The sequence below is a fragment of the Streptomyces sp. CB02400 genome, from assembly GCF_001905725.1.
Taxonomy (GTDB): domain Bacteria; phylum Actinomycetota; class Actinomycetes; order Streptomycetales; family Streptomycetaceae; genus Streptomyces; species Streptomyces atrovirens.
In genome coordinates, this window is record NZ_LIWB01000007.1 from 80,898 (window position 1) to 99,530 (window position 18,633).

20 protein-coding genes and 1 pseudogene are annotated in these 18,633 nt (G+C 70.5%); 8 read left to right on the forward strand and 13 right to left on the reverse strand.

Going from position 1 to position 18,633, the window contains the following annotated elements:
• Positions 1-45: 45 nt before the first annotated feature.
• The 5 genes from AMK33_RS18515 to AMK33_RS18535 all read right to left on the reverse strand — a co-directional run bounded on the left by AMK33_RS18515 (position 46) and on the right by AMK33_RS18535 (position 5,110).
• Positions 46-1,467 (reverse strand): DEAD/DEAH box helicase, encoded by a 1,422-nt coding sequence (locus tag AMK33_RS18515; protein ID WP_073933945.1) that lies wholly within the window; start codon positions 1,465-1,467, stop codon positions 46-48.
• 192 nt (positions 1,468-1,659) lie between these two features.
• Positions 1,660-2,634 (reverse strand): polyprenyl synthetase family protein, encoded by a 975-nt coding sequence (locus AMK33_RS18520; protein WP_073933946.1) that lies wholly within the window; start codon positions 2,632-2,634, stop codon positions 1,660-1,662.
• A gap of 20 nt (positions 2,635-2,654) precedes the next feature.
• Positions 2,655-3,548 carry a phytoene/squalene synthase family protein gene (locus tag AMK33_RS18525; RefSeq protein WP_073933947.1) on the reverse strand — a complete coding sequence of 298 codons (894 nt, stop codon included), beginning with the start codon at positions 3,546-3,548 and terminating at the stop codon, positions 2,655-2,657.
• A gap of 117 nt (positions 3,549-3,665) precedes the next feature.
• Positions 3,666-4,508: a hypothetical protein gene (locus AMK33_RS18530; protein ID WP_073933948.1), complete on the reverse strand. Its 843-nt coding sequence runs from the start codon at positions 4,506-4,508 to the stop codon at positions 3,666-3,668.
• Positions 4,505-5,110, reverse strand: coding sequence for an ABC transporter ATP-binding protein (locus AMK33_RS18535; RefSeq protein WP_201263044.1), 606 nt, complete (start codon positions 5,108-5,110; stop codon positions 4,505-4,507). Before AMK33_RS18535 ends, AMK33_RS18530 begins: the two co-directional genes overlap by 4 nt.
• A gap of 248 nt (positions 5,111-5,358) precedes the next feature.
• Here AMK33_RS18535 and AMK33_RS18540 point away from each other — a divergent pair, with 248 nt between their 5' ends.
• The gene (locus AMK33_RS18540; RefSeq protein ID WP_073933949.1) at positions 5,359-5,940 is read left to right on the forward strand and encodes a suppressor of fused domain protein; all 582 of its coding nucleotides are present in this window, start codon (positions 5,359-5,361) and stop codon (positions 5,938-5,940) included.
• Positions 5,941-5,979: 39 nt separating this feature from the next.
• Here AMK33_RS18540 and AMK33_RS18545 read toward each other — a convergent pair whose 3' ends face one another.
• Both AMK33_RS18545 and AMK33_RS18550 read right to left on the reverse strand, forming a co-directional pair.
• The gene (locus AMK33_RS18545) at positions 5,980-6,582 is read right to left on the reverse strand and encodes an O-methyltransferase (RefSeq protein WP_073934186.1); all 603 of its coding nucleotides are present in this window, start codon (positions 6,580-6,582) and stop codon (positions 5,980-5,982) included.
• A 107-nt stretch (positions 6,583-6,689) separates the two neighbouring features.
• Positions 6,690-7,649, reverse strand: a complete 960-nt coding sequence (locus AMK33_RS18550) for a DUF1152 domain-containing protein (protein ID WP_073934187.1) — start codon at positions 7,647-7,649, stop codon at positions 6,690-6,692.
• 92 nt (positions 7,650-7,741) lie between these two features.
• On the opposite strand from AMK33_RS18550, the gene AMK33_RS18555 reads away from it, so the two are divergent.
• Positions 7,742-7,972, forward strand: a complete 231-nt coding sequence (locus tag AMK33_RS18555) for a hypothetical protein (RefSeq protein WP_073933950.1) — start codon at positions 7,742-7,744, stop codon at positions 7,970-7,972.
• 137 nt (positions 7,973-8,109) lie between these two features.
• On the opposite strand, the gene AMK33_RS18560 is transcribed toward AMK33_RS18555, so the two are convergent.
• Together AMK33_RS18560 and AMK33_RS18565 are read right to left on the reverse strand one after the other, a co-directional pair.
• A complete protein-coding gene (locus AMK33_RS18560; RefSeq protein WP_073933951.1) occupies positions 8,110-9,462 on the reverse strand; it encodes an APC family permease in 1,353 nt (450 codons plus the stop codon).
• Entirely contained in the window at positions 9,459-10,367 is a 909-nt protein-coding gene (locus AMK33_RS18565) for a carbon-nitrogen hydrolase family protein (RefSeq protein ID WP_073933952.1), read from the reverse strand. Before AMK33_RS18565 ends, AMK33_RS18560 begins: the two co-directional genes overlap by 4 nt.
• 111 nt (positions 10,368-10,478) lie before the next feature.
• On the opposite strand from AMK33_RS18565, the gene AMK33_RS18570 reads away from it, so the two are divergent.
• The gene (locus AMK33_RS18570; protein ID WP_073934188.1) at positions 10,479-11,081 is read left to right on the forward strand and encodes a TetR/AcrR family transcriptional regulator; all 603 of its coding nucleotides are present in this window, start codon (positions 10,479-10,481) and stop codon (positions 11,079-11,081) included.
• Between the two features lie 306 nt (positions 11,082-11,387).
• On the opposite strand, the gene AMK33_RS18575 is transcribed toward AMK33_RS18570, so the two are convergent.
• Positions 11,388-12,038 (reverse strand): hypothetical protein, encoded by a 651-nt coding sequence (locus AMK33_RS18575; RefSeq protein WP_235618131.1) that lies wholly within the window; start codon positions 12,036-12,038, stop codon positions 11,388-11,390.
• A 437-nt stretch (positions 12,039-12,475) separates the two neighbouring features.
• On the opposite strand from AMK33_RS18575, the gene AMK33_RS18580 reads away from it, so the two are divergent.
• Positions 12,476-12,772, forward strand: coding sequence for a GlsB/YeaQ/YmgE family stress response membrane protein (locus AMK33_RS18580; protein ID WP_073933954.1), 297 nt, complete (start codon positions 12,476-12,478; stop codon positions 12,770-12,772).
• Positions 12,773-12,883: 111 nt separating this feature from the next.
• Here the strand turns inward: AMK33_RS18580 and AMK33_RS18585 are convergent, their stop codons facing one another.
• Positions 12,884-13,672: an MBL fold metallo-hydrolase gene (locus AMK33_RS18585; protein ID WP_073933955.1), complete on the reverse strand. Its 789-nt coding sequence runs from the start codon at positions 13,670-13,672 to the stop codon at positions 12,884-12,886.
• A gap of 96 nt (positions 13,673-13,768) precedes the next feature.
• On the opposite strand from AMK33_RS18585, the gene AMK33_RS18590 reads away from it, so the two are divergent.
• The 3 genes from AMK33_RS18590 (at position 13,769) to AMK33_RS18600 (ending at position 15,801) form a co-directional block, all read left to right on the forward strand.
• Positions 13,769-14,365, forward strand: a complete 597-nt coding sequence (locus tag AMK33_RS18590; RefSeq protein ID WP_073933956.1) for an ABATE domain-containing protein — start codon at positions 13,769-13,771, stop codon at positions 14,363-14,365.
• 108 nt (positions 14,366-14,473) lie between these two features.
• Complete coding sequence (locus AMK33_RS18595; RefSeq protein WP_073933957.1) at positions 14,474-15,016, forward strand: GNAT family N-acetyltransferase; 543 nt, start codon at positions 14,474-14,476, stop codon at positions 15,014-15,016.
• A 452-nt stretch (positions 15,017-15,468) separates the two neighbouring features.
• The gene (locus AMK33_RS18600) at positions 15,469-15,801 is read left to right on the forward strand and encodes a putative quinol monooxygenase (protein ID WP_073934189.1); all 333 of its coding nucleotides are present in this window, start codon (positions 15,469-15,471) and stop codon (positions 15,799-15,801) included.
• A 246-nt stretch (positions 15,802-16,047) separates the two neighbouring features.
• Here AMK33_RS18600 and AMK33_RS18610 read toward each other — a convergent pair.
• Positions 16,048-17,034, reverse strand: a pseudogene (locus AMK33_RS18610) (IS481 family transposase); the annotation flags it as partial.
• Between the two features lie 79 nt (positions 17,035-17,113).
• Positions 17,114-17,512, reverse strand: coding sequence for a VOC family protein (locus tag AMK33_RS18615; protein WP_073933960.1), 399 nt, complete (start codon positions 17,510-17,512; stop codon positions 17,114-17,116).
• Between the two features lie 93 nt (positions 17,513-17,605).
• On the opposite strand from AMK33_RS18615, the gene AMK33_RS18620 reads away from it, so the two are divergent.
• Positions 17,606-18,595: a helix-turn-helix transcriptional regulator gene (locus tag AMK33_RS18620; protein ID WP_073933961.1), complete on the forward strand. Its 990-nt coding sequence runs from the start codon at positions 17,606-17,608 to the stop codon at positions 18,593-18,595.
• The last annotated feature ends 38 nt before the right edge of the window (positions 18,596-18,633 follow it).

An 18,633-nucleotide genomic window follows, 5' to 3' on the forward strand; every position in this document is an offset into this window, starting at 1 on the left:
CGGACGAGGACACCGCCCGGCAGTCCGCAGTCCGGGAAGCCGGGTTCAGCCGCCGCGCCGTACCCGGGCCGCCTTGCGGGCCTCCGCGAGCTTGCGGGCCTCGCTGCTCTTGCGGGATGACCTGCCACCGGAGCCGCTCTTCGCGTCCTTGGCGCCACCCAGGCCGCGGAACGGGACGTTGTGGTTCTTGGGGCGCGCTACGGCCGACCCGCCGTCGAGAGACTCCCCGGAGGGGGCCCTGGCGCCGGTGATCCGACTCAGCTCCGCCTCGCCGGACCGCACTCCGGCGACCTTGGGAGCGACGCCGGCGTCCGCCATGACCTGGCTCGTCTCGCGGCGCTGTCCCGACAGGACGAGCGTCACGACGGTGCCGGAGCGGCCGGCCCGCGCCGTGCGGCCCGCGCGGTGCAGATAGTCCTTCGGGTCGGTGGCCGGATCGACGTTGACCACGAGGTCGAGGTCGTCGACGTGCAGGCCCCGTGCGGCGACGTTCGTCGCCACCAGCGCGGTGACCTGCCCGTTCCTGAACCGGTCCAGGGTACGGGTGCGCTGCGGCTGGGACTTCCCGCTGTGCAGGGCGGCGGCGGCCACGCCACTGGCCCGCAGATGCCGCGTGAGCTGGTCGACGCCGTGCTTGGTGTCCAGGAACAGCAGGACGCGGCCGTCCCGGGCGGCGATCTCCGTGGTCACGGCGTACCGGTCCGGGCCGTGCACGACGAAGACGTGGTGCTCGATCGCGGAGACCACGCCGGACGAGGGGTCCACGGAGTGGACGGCGGGGTCGCGCAGGTAGCGCCGCACCAGCTGGTCGACGTCACGGTCGAGGGTGGCGGAGAACAGCATCCGCTGCCCGTCGGGACGCACCTGGTCCAGGATCTCGGTGACCTGCGGCAGGAACCCCATGTCACACATCTGGTCGGCCTCGTCCAGGACCACGATGCGCACACGCCCCAGCCGGCAGCTCCTGCGCTCGACGAGGTCGTGCAGCCGGCCGGGCGTGGCGACGACGATCTCGGCGCCGTCCCGCAGCGCGGCGGTCTGCCGTCCGACGGACACTCCACCCACCACGGTCGCGAGCCGCAGTCGCAGCGCCTCGGCGTACGGAGTGAGCGCCTCACCGACCTGCTGCGCCAGCTCCCTGGTGGGCACCAGAACGAGCGCCAGCGGCTCTTTCGGCTGCGCGCGCCGCCCGGCCGTCCGGGCGAGCATCCCCAGGCCGAAGGCGAGCGTCTTGCCGGATCCTGTACGGCCCCGGCCCAGGACGTCCCGTCCCGCGAGCGCGTTCGGCAGCGCAGCGGCCTGGATGGGAAAGGGCACGGTCACACCGTGCTCGTCGAGCACCCGCAGAACCTCGGCCGGCAGCCCCAGCCGCGCGAAGGACGCCACCGTGGGCAGCGCCGGAGCGGCCCCTGACGCCTCGGACACACAGTCCTGCCGCCGGGCATCGGTACGTGCTGATTCGCTCACGGAAAGCCTTCCTCCGAGGGACCGTACCGAGGAAGGCCCGGCAGGGACGCGGTCACCGGCCAGGGACACCGACACAGCGACACCGCAAACAACCAACGCTAGCACGCCGCGGGCCTCCCGCGGCCGCGCCGCTCAGCCGGGGAACAGCAACGTCGAGCGGGCTTGACCCAGCCGCGGCTGACAGGCACTTCGTCAGCGCCGGCGGTCGGCTGCCGAGGTGGCCAGTTCGGCGAGCCGGGTGGAGTTCGGCAGGCCGGTGAGTTCGGCGCGTGCCTGTTCGGCGTGGGAGGACGCCATCCGGGCCGCCTTGGTGAGTGCGCCGGTGCGTGTCAGCACGGCGAGGATGTCCCGGTGTGCGGCGGCGGGGTCGGTGCCGCCACGGAACACGGTGGCCAGGCGGTCGCGGTCGGCCTCGTCGGCGACTTCGTAGGCGAGCAGGACGGGCAGGGTGGGTTGGAGGTTGGCGACGTCGCTGGTGGCTGTCTTGCCGGTGACCTGGTCCTCGGCGGTGTAGGGGAGCAGGTCGTCACGGATCTGGAAGGCCATGCCGAGCTGTTCTCCGTACTGGCGCAGGGCCTGGTGCTGCCGCGGGGTCGCCCCGGCCAGGATCGCCCCGGCCTGGCAGGCGGCGCCGGTCAGCGCGGCGGTCTTGGCCCGCATGACGTCCAGGACGGTCGGCACTCCGCAGGTCAGGTCGCCGCGGATCTCGATTTCGCGCATGATGCCCTGGCACATGTGCCGCAGGGCCTCGACGGCGACCCGTGCCGCGTGCAGCACACGTTCGGCGGGGCCTCCGCTGAGCAGGGCCGCGATACCGGCCATCGACAGTCCGTCGCCTGCGGCCAGGGCTTCGGCGAGGCCGTACTGCTCGGCGGTGGAGGCCCGCCCGCGGCGTACCGGGTCCTGGTCGATGATGTCGTCGTGGACGAGGCTGGCGACGTGCAGGCACTCGATGCCGGCCGCGAAAGCCAGCACCTGGTCGGTGGTGCCGCCGACGGCCTTGGCCGACTCCACGCACAGCACGGGGCGCAGGAGCTTGCCCGGAGGGAACAGCGCGTCCAGGCAGGCCAGCTCCAACAGGCTGTCACCACTGCCCACCCAGCGAAGCAGCTCGGCCTCCAGGAGCGGGACGTACGTGTCGCCGGCGGGGGTCACAGCAAGAGACATGGCCCGTTTCCTTCCACAGGTCAGCAGGGGATCACAGCCCGCATGAGGGGCCGCCACACGTTGAGCAGCGTGCCCAGGGGCGGCTGTACCGGTCGGTGGAGGACGTCCTGGCCTGCTGCCAGCACTGCGGCGACGATCAGGGTCATGTGCTCACGGTGGGCGTGCCAGAGGGCGCTCACAGGGCCGTGGTCCACTTCCCCGGCCTTGCGCAGTTGCCCGGTGACCCGCTCGGCCTCGAACGCGATGAGGTCGGCCGTGGCCGGTGTCCAACGTTTCGCCTTGATGTCCTCGGCGCGCACCTGGAACCGGTCGAGATCCTCCAACGGCAGGTAGAGGCGCCCGTCGTCGAGGTCTTCCGACAGGTCGCGCAGCACATCCGTCAACTGCGCGAAGACGGAGAACTCACGCACCAGCAGCTCATCCGCGGGTCCGGTCACGGCACCCGTCACCCGGTAGAACATGGCCGTCGAGCCACCGGTCATCCGCATACACCACCGGCGCAGTTCCTCGAAGGTGACGAAGTCACGGAAGTCCAGGTCCCGCCGCATCGCACCGAACATGTCCTCGACCACCGACAGCGGCATGCCGAAAGTCCGGTAGGTGTGGACCGTGGCGTGCAGTACGGGGTCGTGGGAGCCGTCGGCGTCGAAGGCCGTCCAGGTGGCCTCGACAAAGTCGGTGAAGCGGCGTCGACGGTCTTCGACCGGGCCGCTGTCCACGCAGAGATCGGCACGGTACCCGTGTGCCAGCAGTGCCGCCGTATGAGGCCGAACCGCCGCGGGAGCGCTGCGCAGGCCGTGCCAGCGGGCGGTCCCTCCGTCGGCGCCGGCCAGCTCTCGTACGCACACCGTGTAGCAGTGCCGGAGGACGGGATCGGTGATACCCGCGGCATCCAGCCATCGCCTTACCAGCATCTGTGAGCCCTTTCTGCTCGACCGGTTCCCGTCGGCGCCAGGACCTCGCTCTGCGACGAGGGCGCGGTGCGTCCCTCGTAGGGCGCCTTGTGAGCCGTCGTCCCACCGGGGCGTCGCTCAGCGAGGTGTCGACGTGGCTCTGGCCGGGCGCGCGGGTCGTCGGTGCCTGGGCGGCCAGGGCAGACGGAGGGGCGGCCGTGTGGTCAGGGCGTCTTTGGTGCGGCGGTGGAAGGCGAGCAGGCCCAGGAGTGCGGCGCCGGTGAACCACAGGATCTGGACGGCCAGGTCGCCGGGGAGCGGTCTGTGGGTGAAGCCCGCGGCGGTGGCGGCCTGCATGGTGCCGTAGGTGGGCAGGAGTTGCACGGCCACGCTTTTGGTACCGCCGCTGGCCAGGGGGCTTTGCAGGCCGACATCGACGAGGCTGGTCATGACCAGGGCGAACATGCCCTCCACCTCCCGGCGCAGCAGGGAGCCGAAGACGACGCCGAGCGCCCCGTAGGTCATCGCTCCGCAGAACAGGCCCGCGGCGAGCTGCACGGGCTGGTGCGGGCTCCAGGTGGTGCGGATCACCGCGGTGGCATAGGCGGCGATGGTGACGGAGGCCAGGGTGAGGGAGGTGGTCTTGGCCAGGACGAGATGGACACGGGGGTAGCCGGCCATGGCCAGGCGGCGGTCGAAGCGTCCGCCGTTGAACGTGACGGCGAACATCATGAACCCGGTGATCAGGGTGACGGCGTTGATGGCACCGGTGATCTGCGTGATCTGGTTGCCTGCCGGTGCCAGGAGCCGGCCGGTCGCCCGCAGTCTGAAGGTCACGGGCCTGTCGGGGATGACGGCGTGGGCCAGGCTGATCCAGGAGGGGATGAACAGGGCGACCAGGACCATGGCGAGCCTGTTGCGGGTGTGCTCGACCAGGTCGAAGCGGGCCGCGGTGACGAACAGACGCAGGTGCCGCCTCACGCCGGCACCGCCGTCACGGGGTGCAGGACTCCGCCCTGAAGCCGCCACAACTCGTCCAGGCGTTCGGCGTCGTAGGCCAGGTGCGAGACGACGAGGACGGAGCGGCCCGCATCACGCAGCCGTGCCGCCAGGTCCCAGAAGCGCTGGTAGGTGTCCCAGTCGAAACCCTGGTAGGGCTCGTCCAGCAGCAGCACCTGCGGGTCATGCATCAGCGCCAGGGTCAGGTTCAGCTTCTGACGGGTTCCGCCACTGAGCAGGCCGGCACGCTCATCGGCGTACTCCGACAAGGACAGCACCTCCATGACCTCTCCGGCGTGCCGCAGATCCGGCAGCCTCCGCGCGACGCGGAAGAACTCCAGATGCTGCCGCACGGTCAGGGCGTCGTTGACGACCACGTCCTGCGGGCAGTAGCCGAAACGGCCTCCATGGCGGACCGTGCCACGCTGCGGGCGCAGATCACCGGCAAGAATTTTCAGCAGCGTGGACTTGCCCGCACCGTTCTCCCCGACGATGCCGGCCAGCACACCAGGCCGCAGGACAAGGTCCAAGCCTCGCAGTACCTCACGCCGACCGTACGCGTGACGCACGTTCCTGACCTCCACCGCACCCCCAGGCTCGTAGACCGTGCCGCACGCTCTCTGCTGACCACTCGCCGTCACGGCAAGGCTAGGCATCGCATGGGGTCAAAGACGCAGCTGAAGCCGCTGATTAGCCCGCATGAGTGAAGGCGGCGTCGTAAACACGGCCGAGAGCTGAGCCGGGGTGTGACGGGAACGTCGTCGGCGAGGGTCAGGCCGGGTCAGTCGCCGTCGGCGGGGCGCCAGGGCGGGCCCGTGAGATCCTGTCCACCATGTTCGAGAGCGAGCGCGGCCGGCAGGCGGCAGCAGGCGTCGAAACCCATGTTCGCGGCTTCTTCGCCGGCCATGCGATCGCGGTCGACGATGACAACCTCGGACCTGAACGGCGCCAAGCAGTCCCAGGCCTGAGGATCCTCACCGTCGGTCCAGGGCCGCGCGCCGACAGCTGGGCCTACATCACCGCCGGCTGCTGGTCCGCCGCCGGGAGAAGCGGCCACGGTCTCGAGTTCGTCCTCACCGCGCCCGTCCGCGACGAACGTTTCGCCGATCTCCTGGCCATGACCGCCTCCTACCACACCCGTCACCGCCTCGATCTCGGGCACAGCCTGCCCATCGGGGAACCATGGCTGCCCGGGTCCCGCTGTGACCACCTGCTGATCAGCCTCCCCTACCTCCACGGCCCCGACCTGGAGCACTGCCCGCTGCCGAACGGTCATGCCCGCATCCTCTGGGCCCTCCCGATCACCGCGGCCGAGACGGCGCACCGCCGACAGCACGGCCACGAATCCCTGGAACGGCTCTTCGACGAGCACGCGATCGTCCCGACCGATCCCGGACGGCCATCGGTCGTCTGAACGGTGAGTGAACTGCCGCCGGGACCGAACGGGCCGGGTTCAGCCGCCCGGCAGGCGAGTGCCGACGATCACGCTGAGGTCCGCCGCGAGACGGAGCTCAGCGGCTCGGAGTTCGGGGTGTTCGAGCCAGTGCAGTCGGGGTTCGTCGGGTTCGCCATTGAAGTGGGGTGGCCACGTCGTGGCCGGGGTGAAGTCGTCGATCACGACCAGGCCGCCGGCGGTGAGCAGGCGAGCGGGGTCTGCGGTTCCGTCGCCCTTGGCCTGGCCTCCGCCGTCGAGTACCAGCAGGTCGTACGGACCGTACTGTTCGATCTGCCGCCAGTCGCCGTGGACGACCTCGACATGGTCGTGGTCCCGGAAGACCTCCGCAGCGATGCGGGCGCGTTCCGCGTCCCGCTCGATGCTGATCAGCCGGGTGCCCGGAGCCGCGCCGGAGGCCAGCCAGGCCAGGCCGACGCCGCAGCCCGTCCCGGTCTCGGCGATGCTGTGGGGCGCTCCCGCCGCCAGCAACTGGAGCAGACGCCCCTGTTCGGGTCTGCAGGAGAACGCGAAGCCGTGTGTACGCGCCGCCTCGACGGCCTGCTGGACCAGCGCAGGCAGTGTGTCGTTGTCCCGGTGGGCGTCGGTTCCCTGAAGCGACATGCCGTGCATTGTGGCTGCGGCACCCTCCCGTCGGCAGCCTCTCGCAGCCGCACCTCCGTGCCGGACTTCTCCGCGCCCTCGGCGGCTGCCCGCGGCCGGTCCGGTCCCTAGTGGGGGAAGGTGCGGGGCGGGCGGGTCACCGTGGATTCGCGGAACTCTGCGATCCGGGAGTGGACTTGACGCATCAGGTAGGTGTCCTCGATGCGGTCCAGGTAGAGGCACCGGGCAGCCAGGCCCGGCAGGTCGAAGGCGAAGTACAGGGACATCAGCGGGTTCACGAACAACTCGCTGCCCCGCGTGCGGTCGGTGAACCGGACGTCGCCGAACGAGCCGCGCACGGCTGCCGCGATCGAGCCGTTCACGATGCTGGGGTGCTCGGGGGTGTGGTCCTGGGCGTGCGCCACCGCGTCCAGGTACAGGGCGCCTTCACGGGTGGCGCGTGGTATCGAGAACGCGCCGAGGTACGCGCCGTCGCGCTCCAGGGCGGCGATGTTCTCCAGGACCTGTACGTGGTTCACGCCGTGGTAGGCGTCCACGCCGAACCCGACGGACACCACGACCCGGTTCGGTATGCCGTCCAGCGCGGCGAGCGCCGCCACGCCGGCCAGGTCCTCCTCCGGTGTGCCGAGACCGGCCTCGTCACCGCGCAACAGGATGTCGGTGCCGCCGTCGACCAGTACCACGGCGTCGATGTCGTGCAGCTCGATCAGTGCCCGGTAAGCGGCGCGCAACGGGCGTACGCCGGTTTGCGGGAAGGCGTACACGGTGGGCGGGTAGCCATGCAGGCGCAGCCACTGGGCGAGGGTCCGCTCCGGGAAGTAGCTCTGGTGCGGGGCGGAGTCAGGAGTGATGACGGCGAGGTCGTCAGCAGCCCAGTTGTCGGGGGGCAGACCGGCGAGTGCGCTGAAGGAGAGGTTCGCGAGGTACACCTCCTTGCCTTGGTGCAGGAGGGAGAGGGCCACCGGCAGGCCGGAGTAGATGTCGAAACCACCGCCCGCGCCCGCGACGAGGATCCGTTCGGAATCGGCGAGCCGGGCGAAGAGCGGGTTGGTGTGGAGGGATGTCACGACGATCATTGTCACTCGACGCCCCGTGGGACATGGGGCGTCGCCTCGAATTCCGTGCTGCACGCGGACCGGGCGTGCCACCATGCCGTTCCATGACGCCACGCGACCCGAAGGCCGAGATACGGGAACTCCTCTACGAACTCTGTGTCGACCTCGGCTTCTGCCTTCCGCCCCACGAGCAGCAGCGTCTGCAGGAGGCACCGCCCGCCGACGCGGACAGCTTCGCCGACGCCGTGTTCGCCGCCGAGGGAATGGACCCCGGCCGTCACACGCAACTGTGGCACCAGGTACGGGAACGGATCGACCGGCGCATGCACGGATGAGGAAACCCTGGGCGGGCGGGCCGAGCCGACGAGGCCGCCTGCCTGGCCGGACAGCTCTCCGGCCAGGCAGGTGGCGGACACTCGAAGGGACTCCGTACGCCCTGCGCGGCCACGGATGCCGCGCGGGGAACGTCCTGTCAGTGCGAGGTCATGGCGGAGTCCTCGGAGTCGAGCCGGAGTTCGGGTGCGGGGCGGCGGAAGCCCTTGGTGATGACGGCGAGGTGGACGACGCCGATGGCGAGCCAGAGAAGTCCCAGTTCGGTCGCGGTGGAGCCGAGTTGGGTGATCAGGTAGACGTCGACGGCCGCGCCGGCCAGGGGGAGGATCAGGAAGCCGAGCGGTGAGGGACGTTTTCCGGAGCGCCATTGCCGTACGGCGTGGGCGATGACGCAGATGTTGACCAGGGTGAAACCGAGGAACGCGCCGAAGTTGATGAACGAGGTGGCGTCGGCCAGGGACAGGTTCATCGCCAACAGCGCGACCGCGGCCACGATGAGGATGTTCGGCACCGGGGTGAGCAGTTTGGCGTGCAGGCGTCCGAAGACGGGACGGGGAAGGACGTTGTCCCGGCCCATGACGAACATCAGGCGGCTGGTACTGGCCTGGATGGCCACGCAGGAGGCGAAGCCGCCGAGCATGGTGACGGTGTTCGCGACGTCGGCGAAGCCCTGGCCGCCGACGAGGGTGGAGACGGCGTAGCCGGCCGAGGACTCGTCGGCGAAGGCGCCGCCGGGGTGGGCCCACTGCATCACGAAGGAGAGCGCCACGAAGATCACGCCTCCTGCCAGTACGGTGAGGACGATGCCGCGCGGGATGGTCCGCCGGGGATCGTGGGCTTCCTCGCTGAGGGTGCTGACGGCGTCGAAGCCGAGGAAGGCGTAGGCGGCGACGGCCGCGGCCGCGGTGATCGCGGAGATGCTGGTGGAGCTGTTCCAGAGCGCGTGTCCGGCCGCCGCGGTCCCACCGTGGCCGAGGCCGTGGCGGACGCAGAGCACGGCCAGGACCAGCAGGCAGCCGGTGACGGCGATCAGCAGCGTCTTGTTGACCTTGTCGGCGACCTTGAGGCCGATGACGTTGACGGCGGTGGCCAGAACGATGTTGATCACCAGCCAGAGCCACTGCGGTACCGACGGGTACTGCGCGTGCAGGTAGATCGACTGCACCAGGAAGGCCACCATGGGCAGGAACAGGTAGTCCAGGAGCATGGCCCAGCCGGCCAGGAAGCCGAACCGCGAGTCGAGCATGCGCCGCGCGTAGGTGTAGACGGACCCCGAGGACGGGATGATCCGGGCCATCTTGGCGTAGCTGAGGCCGGTCAGCAGCATCGCACCGGTCGCGACGAGGTACGCGGTGGGGGCGGCACCGCCGCTGGTCGCGGCGATGACGCCGAAGGTGGAGGTGACGACGGCCGGGGCCATGTAGGCGAGGCCGAACAGGACGATGGACAGGAGACCGAGGTTGCCTCTCATCCGGGTGGGCTGACCGGTCATGGTGTGCTCTCTGCGGGGACGGGGACGGAGCCTGGGCGGGTACGGCCGCTCCAGGTGGCGGGGTCGATACGGCCCTGGTAGAGGGGCAGGGCGAGCGGCCTGTCGTCGGGCCGGAACTGCTGCCAGGGGCGGTTCAGGGCCGCGGTGCCGAACTGCCGGATGTTACTCACCTCGTCGAGGTCGACGACATCGGTGAGGGACGTGTCGCCGTCGCCCGGAGCCTGGGTGCGGACGGTGCCGGAGGGGTCGACCAGCAGGCTGCGCCCGGTGCCCACGGGGGCGGCGCAGTTCACACTGGCGGTGAAGACCTGGTTGACGATGGAGTTGGCCCGGGCGAGGACGATTTCCTGGGCCCGGTCGCTGGTGCCGGTCTCGACGAAGTTGAGCACCAGTTCCGCCCCCATCCACGCGAGGTGGCGGGTCGTCTCGGGAAACCACGCGTCGTAGCAGATCGACAGGCCGATACGGCCGACGCCGGGCATGTCGAAGACGGTGAACCCGTCGCCGGGGACCGTGGTCTCGTAGGGCCGCCAGGGGAAGATCTTGCGGTAGGTGGCGACGCGCTCGCCGCGCGGGGAGTACACCACGGCGGTGTTGTGGACACGGCCGTCGTCACCGCGTTCGTAGACGCTGCCCGGGGCCAGCCACACCCCGAGATCGGCGGCGATCCGCGCGAGCGCGGTGTCACGAGGGCCGTCCAGCGGTTCGGCGGTGGCCTCCGGCAGGTCCGCGGGATCCAGCGGGGAGCCGCTCGGGGCGCCGCACAGGTGCAGCTCGGGATAGACGACCAGCGGCTGCGCGGGCAGGCCCCGCGTGCGTCGGGCGACATCGGCGGCGAAGCCGTCCAGGTCGTCGGCGGGACGCCGGGCGGCCTGGGCCATAACAAGGGGAAGGGGACGCGACATGGAGCACCAGGTGTGTGAGCGGATTAGTTAAACGAAATTTAGTTAACGAATCCACCGAGGGTCAATGGGCCTGCTCCGGAAAAGGGGACCGTGTGTGCGAGCATGTGGACCATGCCCCGACCGAGGAACCAGGCGGAACGGCGTGCCCAGCTGATCGACGCGGCCGCACGGGCCGTCATCAGCACAGGGGCGACCGCCCTCAAGCTGCGGGACGTGGCCGCGGAAGCGCAAGTCACTCCGGCCTCCGTGCTCTATTACTACTCCGACCTGCAGGAACTCTTCTCAGCGGTCTTCGAGCACGCTGCCGCGACCTACTTCGACACCCGCAAAGAGGCGATCACGGCGGCCGAGGGGCCGGTGGAACAGCTGCGGGCGTGCATCCGCAGCGGAGTGCCGTGGCCGGGGGCGGGCGAGCAGAGCACCCGGCTGCTGTTCGAACTCTTCCCCGTCGCCCTGCGCAACGAGGCGGTCGGCCGGGCACACCAGGTCTTCGTCGACCAGCAGACCGACCTGTACCGCCAGGTCCTCGCGCACGGCGAGGACGACGGGCACTTCACGCTCACCGCCGCCCCCCGCGCGCTGGGCAGGTCCTTCGTCGCCCTGGAGGACGGCTACGCCATGGATCTGCTGATCGGCACCGCGACGGCAGCCGAGATCGAAACACGGCTCCTGGCCCACGCCCGCACGGTGACCGGCAACCCCGCCTTCGCCTGACCCCCGGCCGCCCGCCACACCCGCTGACGGCGTGCCTCTTCCCGCACCCACACGGCGGTGACGCTCCCGCAGGCGTACGCGGCGGCACACACCTGCCGAGGTGCGGGGACCCGGGGCGGCATGATGAGGAAAGCGCTGCGGCAAGGGCCGGCCGCCGGTACGGCCGGGGTGCCGGTGATGACTCCGGGCGAGAAGGCAGAGCAACGGCTCACCGGTCACCCCGGCTTCCGTGTGCCCGCACGAGGACATCGGCGGGCCAGGAGGTGAGACCCGCCTGACCGTCCCGGTCGACCGGGCTTCCTCAACTCAGCCCTGCTGCCGGCTCTGCTGGAGCGCCTTGTCCGTCATGTCGGCCACCTGTCCGGCTGGCGGGGCCTCGGCATCGACCTCGGTGCCGAAGTCCGAGAACTCCATCACGGTGCTCATCTTGAGCTGTTGCGGCGCCGCGCCGCTGTCCGGCTTCGCGGAGGCGGAAGCCGGGGCCTTGACGGTCATGTCCATCTGCTGGCGACGCAGCCGCCCCTCGTCGTCGAGCCAGACCTGCATCGGCAGCGTCGGGCCGATCTGCTCGCGCATCCGATCACCGCCCGGCAGCTCGGTCACGTCCACCGAGACCCGGTAGTGGGTGGTGTTGACGCCGCCGACCTTCTCGGTGCCGACCTCCGTGACGTCCTTGTCGGTGATCGCCTTGGCATAGGCCGCGGTCTGGGCCGGGTCACCGATCCGCTGGTTGTTCACGCCCTGCCGGGCGGCGGCCTTCTGCAGGTCGATCTTGATCCAGGGCTTGCCGCCCGAAGCGTTCCGGCCCTGGGCCTTCTGGTACAGGACCTCGTCGACCACGCGTTGCTCGATGCTCTCGCCCTGCGCGGTGATGGTCATGACGCTGTCGCCCTCGGCCAGATCGATGACGCCTTTACCGTCCGACGTGATCGTCCTGCCCTCCGCGGTGAGCTTCATCCCGATCGTCATCCGAGCCGACTCGGCTTCGGCCGTCTTCTCGTAGGCCGTTCGCACCGCTGTCGTGCCCTGGTCCTGGCCCCCGTCGCTCCTGCCGGCGCTCGACGACGCGCCGTCCTTCGCACCCGTCGATCCACTGTCGTCCCCGCACCCCGTCAGAACACTCCCCATGACCGCGGCGACCGTGATCGCGGCGACCTTCGTCCCCCTGCGACTCATGTGAATCCCCATCTCCTCGACGACTACCGCCCGTTCACCGAACGACGGCGAACCGGCGACCCGTGTGCCCCTCAGAGAAGCGTGAAAACGCCCTTTTCCGGCGGGGGTCGGAGACGCGGGGCTTGATGCGAACGAGTCACGCCAACCGCACACGAGTCAGTTAGGAGAAGCGATCCGGGGACACACGTACGGCGAACCGACTGCAAGGAGAGTCTGTGATGGGCATCATCGCGTGGATAGTCATCGGCCTGCTCGCCGGAGCCATCGCCAAGGCGCTCATGCCGGGCAAGGACCCGGGCGGAATCATCGTCACCATGCTCATCGGTATCGCCGGAGGGCTCCTCGGAGGGTTCCTCGGCAAGGTGATCTTCGGGGTCGACTCGATCGACGGTTTCTTCGAGCTGTCCACCTGGATCGCGGCCATCGTCGGATCCGTCATTCTGCTGGCGCTGTACCGGCTGTTCACCGGCCGCGGGCACGGGCGCGGCCATCGCCGCGGGCACGCCCACGCATAACGGCCCGACGGCCGACGCGGCCCGCGCAGGGCGAACCGATACGGCGTATGTGGGTGGCCCCCGTCCGAAGACGGGGGCCACCCACATACGTCATGGCACGTTCCGGCGGGCTCAGGCGCGCTGAACCCAATCCTTGTCCAGGCGGTCGGCCAGGCCGGCGGCGGTGAAGGCGGCCTCCAGTGCGTCGCGGCCCTCGGTGAAGTGGGCCCAGCCGTCGTGGTGGACGGGCACGACGCGGCGGGCGCCGAGGATCCGGGCGGCTTCGGCTGCCTGGGCGCTGTCGAGGACGATCAGTCCGCCGTCGAAAAGCATGGGGAAGCGGGGAGCTCCGGCGAAGAGGACGGCGATGTCCAACGGGGCGAAACGCTCGGCGATTTCCTCGACCGCGTCGAGCGATGCGTTGTCGCCGCTGACGTAGACCGTGGGCAGGCCGTCCCCGGTGAGCACGAAGCCGACGACCTGGCCGGTGATCGGCTCGATCTCTTCGCGGGGGCCCGGACCGTGGATGGCGGGGACGCCGGTGACGGTGACCGTGCCTCCGTCGGGCCGGTTCAGGTCGACCGACTCCCAGTCGGCCAATCCTCTGGCCGTGTCTCCCAGCCGCTGTCCACCGCCGGGGGTGGTGAGGGTGAGCGGGACGTCGGCGAGCATGGCGCGTCCGGAGGTGTCGAGGTTGTCGGCGTGCTCGTCGTGCGAGAGCAGGACCACGTCGACGGGGCCGAGTTCGGCGGGGGTCGCGCCGGAGGCGGTGGTCTTGGTCAGGGTCGGGCCCGGTGAGGGGTAGTCACCGGGGCCGTCGAAGGTCGGGTCGGTCAGAAAACGCAGCCCCCCGTACTCGAAGAGGGCGGTGGGACCGCCCAAGGTGCGGACCTGGATCTGCTCGGCGTCGTACTGGGGCATGCGGATCGCTCCTGGAGGGTCACGGATACAAGGCCATTTTTCCGTGACTCACGATAGGGAGACATCACGGAAAAACGCAAGCGTTACCATGAGTGCGTGGAAGAGAACGTGGTCGCCGACATCGCACCCACCGCGCTGCCCCCGGCTCCGGGCGCCGACCGGTACCGGTCGCTCGACTTCGCCGACACCACCGCGGCCCTCCCCGCCGACCAGCGTTACGACCTGCTCGCCGCCCCCGAATCCGCCATGCGCTGGCTCGCCGCCCACGACCTGACCGCCCCGGACGTCAAGCTGTACGAGGTGTGCGCACAGCGGATGCGTACGCTGCGCGGTCATGTGCGGGCCCTGTTCGCCGCCCGCGTCGACGGCACCGTCCCGCCCGAGCAGTCCCTGCGGGCCGTCAACGAGGCACTCACCGCTGTGCCCACCGCTCCCCTGCTCGCCTGGGACGGAGCACAGGGACCGCGCCGCGTCCAGGCGCACCCCACCGACCAGGCCGTCGGCCACGCGCTGGCGACCCTCGCCGCCGACGCCGCCGACCTGCTCACCGGCCGGGACGCCGACCTGCTCGCGGCCTGCGGTTCCACACCCTGCGACCGCTTCCTCGTCCGCACTCACGGGCGGCGCCACTGGTGCTCCACCCGCTGCGGCGACCGCGCCCGCGCCGCCCGCGCCCGGCGAACCTCGGAGTGACCGGCGACGCCCCCACCCGCCGTCACCGCGAACGCGAGGCCGAGCGCTTCCCGGCCTGCGCCTCCTATTCGGTTGCCGCAGGCCGACCCGGTCGGATAGGAAGCCTGCATGCTGAAGGGTGACAAGGTCGGGCTCAGGGCCCGGCACGAGGACGACATCCCGGTCCTGCGGGCCGAGCTCTACGACGACGTGGTCAACGCCTCGCGGGCCGAGGGCGGGCCGTGGCGGCCGATCACACCCGGCTCCAAGGATCCGCGGCTCGTGGTGGACGACACGAAGGAGGGGTCCGTCCCGTTCTCCGTGGTGGAACTGGCCGGCGGCACGCTGGTCGGCACCGCGACGCTGTGGGGCATCGACAACCACAACCGGTCCGCGCACATCGGGCTGGGGCTGCTGCCGTCCTCCCGCGGCAAGGGCTACGGCACCGACGTGGTCGCGGTGCTGTGCCACTACGGTTTCGTCGTCCGCGGCCTGCAACGGCTGCAGATCGAGACGCTGTCGGACAACACCGCGATGCTGCGCTCCGCCGAGCGCAACGGCTTCGTCCGCGAGGGCGTGCTGCGCTCCTCGGCCTGGGTGATGGGCGAGTTCCTGGACGAGGTGCTGCTCGGACTCCTCGCCCAGGACTGGAGGCGGGGCTCGAAGGGTTAGGCTGCCGCCCGACGGTCAAGGGCCCGGGCCGGGCCGGCGACGGCCTGGGCCGGAGGCAGGAGGAGTGCGACCGCGTGGTGGGGATGATCCTGCCTGCGAGCTCCCCGGAGACCGGGCCGGCAACCGGTACCGCGGCGCGGGTGTACTGCCGCAGGCTCGTGCGGTGGTGCTCGTCGGCGCGCACCGGTGAGCACCACGCGCCGATCCGTGACCAGGCTGCTGTCGCTCAAGGGCAGCGGGCCCAGAAGTCCGGTGACGACGTCCACCGCGAGCAGAGCCTCTTCAGCTACAACGGCCTGCGCGAGGTGATAGTGCTCGCCGCCCGGGGGAAGGTACGACTGCGCACCAGCACGTATTCCCTCGACCGATCCCAGGACGTCCTGAACGACCTGGCCGCCGGACGGGCGATCCTCGTCCCCCGACCGGTCACCACGACATCCCCCAGGAGAGTCATGATCTTCATCACCGCCAGGTTCCGCGTCCTGCCCGAGCACGCCGACGCGTGGCCCGAGATCACCCGTGAGTTCACCGAGGCGACCCGCGACGAGCCGGGATGTCTGTGGTTCGACTGGTCCCGCAGCGTCGACGACCCGACCGAGTACGTACTGATCGAGGCATTCCGGGACGACGAGGCCGGAGCCGCGCACGTGCAGTCCGAGCACTTCACCACCGCACGCACGACGCTGCCGCCCCACCTCGTGGAGACGCCGCGCATCGTCAACGTGACGATTCCGCAGGACGACTGGTCCCTCCTCGGGGAGATGGCCGTCCCGGACGAGAGCTGATCGCCCTCTCGAACCGGCGGGGCGTCGCCCGCGGCACCGCGTGCGCGCCTGCCAGGTACGGTTCGGTACCAAACGCTTGACCGCTCCGACCGAGGGGGCCGCACATGGCCGGTGCCCCGGGCACGGCTGTCGGCCGGCTGTGGTGTCTCAGGACGTTGGTTTCACGGCGTCCTCGAAGGTGAGCTGCTGCGGGATCGTGTCGAGCGGCTTCGGTGGCTGGTCGAGCACGATGCGGTGGTCGCTGCCGGAGGTCCGGCTGATGGATGGCCGGCCTCCGAGCGCGGAGTGCGGGCGCTCGCGGTTGCAGTAGTTGAGGAAGTCCGCGAGCGCGGCCCTGCGTTCCTGCTCGGAGGTGTAGTCGCGCACGTAGGCCCACTCGCGGGCCAGCGTCCCGTTGAACCCCTCCGCCTTCCCGTTCGTCCGCGGCGTCTACGGCCTGGTGCGCTTGTGCTTCGTTCCCGTCACGACCAGGGTGGCGGCCCAGGCGCGGGAGCGGGAGCGGGAGCCGTTGTCGGTGAGGACGCGGCGGATCGGCGTGTTGTCGCGGCCGGCGAAGAACGCGACGGAACGATGCCAGAACGCGGCTGCGGCCACGGCCTTCTCGTCGTCCAGAGCCTCGGTGCGGGCGAGCCGGGAGTGGTCGTCGATCGCCGTGTGCAGGTACGTGCAGCCGGCCTTCCCGATGCCGGGACCGGCGCGCTTGGAGGCCCGTGCGGCTTCGGTGCCGCGGTCGTGCATCCGCCAGCCACCACCGGCGGGGATGCGACCGAGCTTCCTGACGTCGACGTGGACCAGGTCGCCGACGCGGTCGTGCTCGTAGCGGACGACTTCGCGCGGTTGCTCGCCGGTGGGCGGATCGAGGTCGCGCAGGCGGCTGAGCCGTCGCCGGACGAGGACTCGGTGCACGGTGGCCGGTGCCACGGTGACGCCGTGCGGCCTCTCCAGTTCGGAGGCGAGCCGGGCGGGCCCGTACTCGGTCCGGCGCCGTAGCGCCTCTACCAGATCTGCGATGTCCTCGCTCGTGCGGTTGGGGCTGGCGATGGGCCGGGAGGAACGATCCGTCAGGCCGCCCTCGCCGTAGGCGAGCCAGCGGGCGTACCACTCGGCCAGGCAGCGGCGGGAGATTCCTGCTTCCGCAGCGACGTGTGCGATCGGAGGTCCGGCATCGACCCGCAGGCACAAGCGCAGACGTCCTTCGGGGGTCAGCGGTGCGTTCCGATGTCCCCTGCTGATGGCGCTCCTGGACTCGGCGGCCGCGTTCACCGGGAGCCCTGGGACCTCGGGGCTCCCGCGCGAGCGGCTGTGCGTGGCGTCAGCGTGCGAACTTTTCGATGGCCGCCGGGGTGACGGGGGTGAAGAAGTTGACGAGGTTGCCGTCGGGGTCGCGGAACAGCAACGACCGGTTGCCCCAGGGCATCGTGGTGGGCTCGTTGACGAAGTCGGTGACGAAGCCGGTCAGGTTCTGGTGAACGCGGTCCACGTCGTCGACGAGGAACTCGGTGATCACGCTGTGGTTGTCCGCCGGGCGGGCAGAGCCCGGGGCGAACAGCGGGACGGTGCGGGTGCCGGCGATCGCGAGGGTTGCGCCCGCGGTCCTGAGTTCGGCGAAGTCCTCGGTGGCCCACGTCGCCCGCGCCCCTGTGGCTCGCTCGTAGAAGTCGACGAGGCGCGCTACGTCGCTGGTGATGATGCGGGTCGAGACGAAGTCCATGGGAATCTCCTTGGCTGCGCTGGAGGCGTGCACGCCGCAGGCTAGGAGAAATAGTGGACAGAATCGGTCCTGTATTCGCGTTAGGCTGCGGACATGCCTCGACCCACCGGCCGCGTGCTGACACTCCTGGAGCTGCTGCAGTCGGGCGGCACCCGGACGGTGGCCGAACTCGCCGACCGGCTCGGCGTCGAAGGGCGCACCGTGCGCCGGTACGTGGACCAGCTGATCGACCTCGACGTGCCCGTGGAATCGGTGCGCGGCCGCTACGGCGGGTACCGGCTCGCCCCCGGGTACCGCCTGCCTCCGCTCATGCTCAGCGACGACGAGGCGCTGGCCGTGCTGCTCGGCCTGGTCGCCGGCCGCCGAGCAGGGCTGACGACGACGCAGCACACGGCGAACGAGACGGCATCGGCGAAGATCCGGCGGGTCCTGCCCAAGCACCTCGCCCGCCGGCTCGACACACTCCTGGAAGCTCTCGCCTTCACGGACCGGCCCGGCGAGTTGGACACCCCGGACGCCGGGCTCCTGCTCACGATCGCCGATGCGGTGCGCCACCGCCGGCCGGTCTCGATCCGCTACACCGACCGTGACGGACGGCGCAGCGAACGCACGCTGCACGCGTACGGGATCGTCGCCCATGCGGGCCGGTGGTACGTCACGGGCAAGGACGCCCGGATCGGCGAGGACCGAACCTTCCGGCTCGATCGCATCGCAGACGCGCGGACCCTGCCCGGCTCATTCGAAGCGCCCGTGGGTCCCGGTCCGGCACAGCGCGTGTTGTCAGGGTTCGCCACGGCCGAGTACCAGCATGAGGTGACCTTGCGGATCCACGGGACAGTTGAGCAGATCCGCGCCCACCTCCCCGCCAGCGTCGCGGGCGTGGAAGAGCACGAGCCCGCGGCCGGCCAGGACCCGGCAGCCGAGCACTGGCTGCGCGTCGAGCTACGGGCGCAGCGGCTCGACTGGCTGCCTCCCGTACTCGCCTCACTCGACCGGCCGTTCGTCATCGAGCGCCCCGATGAACTACGCGACCTCGTCACCGCGCTCGCCGATCGCCTCACGTCCTACGCCCGCCGAGCCTGACAGCGAGGAACCGATGTGATGAGACGGCACGGCTAACG

What these genes read in the sequence shown, in the direction of transcription:
- AMK33_RS18565 (WP_073933952.1), bottom strand. Translation starts at nt 10,367, where the DNA reads ATGTCGCGTCCCCTTCCCCTTGTTATGGCCCAGGCCGCCCGGCGTCCC.
- AMK33_RS18520 (WP_073933946.1), bottom strand. Translation starts at nt 2,634, where the DNA reads ATGTCTCTTGCTGTGACCCCCGCCGGCGACACGTACGTCCCGCTCCTG.
- AMK33_RS18575 (WP_235618131.1), bottom strand. Translation starts at nt 12,038, where the DNA reads ATGAAGCTCACCGCGGAGGGCAGGACGATCACGTCGGACGGTAAAGGC.
- AMK33_RS18620 (WP_073933961.1), top strand. Translation starts at nt 17,606, where the DNA reads ATGCCTCGACCCACCGGCCGCGTGCTGACACTCCTGGAGCTGCTGCAG.
- AMK33_RS18545 (WP_073934186.1), bottom strand. Translation starts at nt 6,582, where the DNA reads ATGTCGCTTCAGGGAACCGACGCCCACCGGGACAACGACACACTGCCT.
- AMK33_RS18580 (WP_073933954.1), top strand. Translation starts at nt 12,476, where the DNA reads ATGGGCATCATCGCGTGGATAGTCATCGGCCTGCTCGCCGGAGCCATC.
- AMK33_RS18585 (WP_073933955.1), bottom strand. Translation starts at nt 13,672, where the DNA reads ATGCCCCAGTACGACGCCGAGCAGATCCAGGTCCGCACCTTGGGCGGT.
- AMK33_RS18615 (WP_073933960.1), bottom strand. Translation starts at nt 17,512, where the DNA reads ATGGACTTCGTCTCGACCCGCATCATCACCAGCGACGTAGCGCGCCTC.
- AMK33_RS18555 (WP_073933950.1), top strand. Translation starts at nt 7,742, where the DNA reads ATGACGCCACGCGACCCGAAGGCCGAGATACGGGAACTCCTCTACGAA.
- AMK33_RS18570 (WP_073934188.1), top strand. Translation starts at nt 10,479, where the DNA reads ATGCCCCGACCGAGGAACCAGGCGGAACGGCGTGCCCAGCTGATCGAC.
- AMK33_RS18600 (WP_073934189.1), top strand. Translation starts at nt 15,469, where the DNA reads ATGATCTTCATCACCGCCAGGTTCCGCGTCCTGCCCGAGCACGCCGAC.
- AMK33_RS18595 (WP_073933957.1), top strand. Translation starts at nt 14,474, where the DNA reads ATGCTGAAGGGTGACAAGGTCGGGCTCAGGGCCCGGCACGAGGACGAC.
- AMK33_RS18560 (WP_073933951.1), bottom strand. Translation starts at nt 9,462, where the DNA reads ATGACCGGTCAGCCCACCCGGATGAGAGGCAACCTCGGTCTCCTGTCC.
- AMK33_RS18525 (WP_073933947.1), bottom strand. Translation starts at nt 3,548, where the DNA reads ATGCTGGTAAGGCGATGGCTGGATGCCGCGGGTATCACCGATCCCGTC.
- AMK33_RS18540 (WP_073933949.1), top strand. Translation starts at nt 5,359, where the DNA reads ATGTTCGAGAGCGAGCGCGGCCGGCAGGCGGCAGCAGGCGTCGAAACC.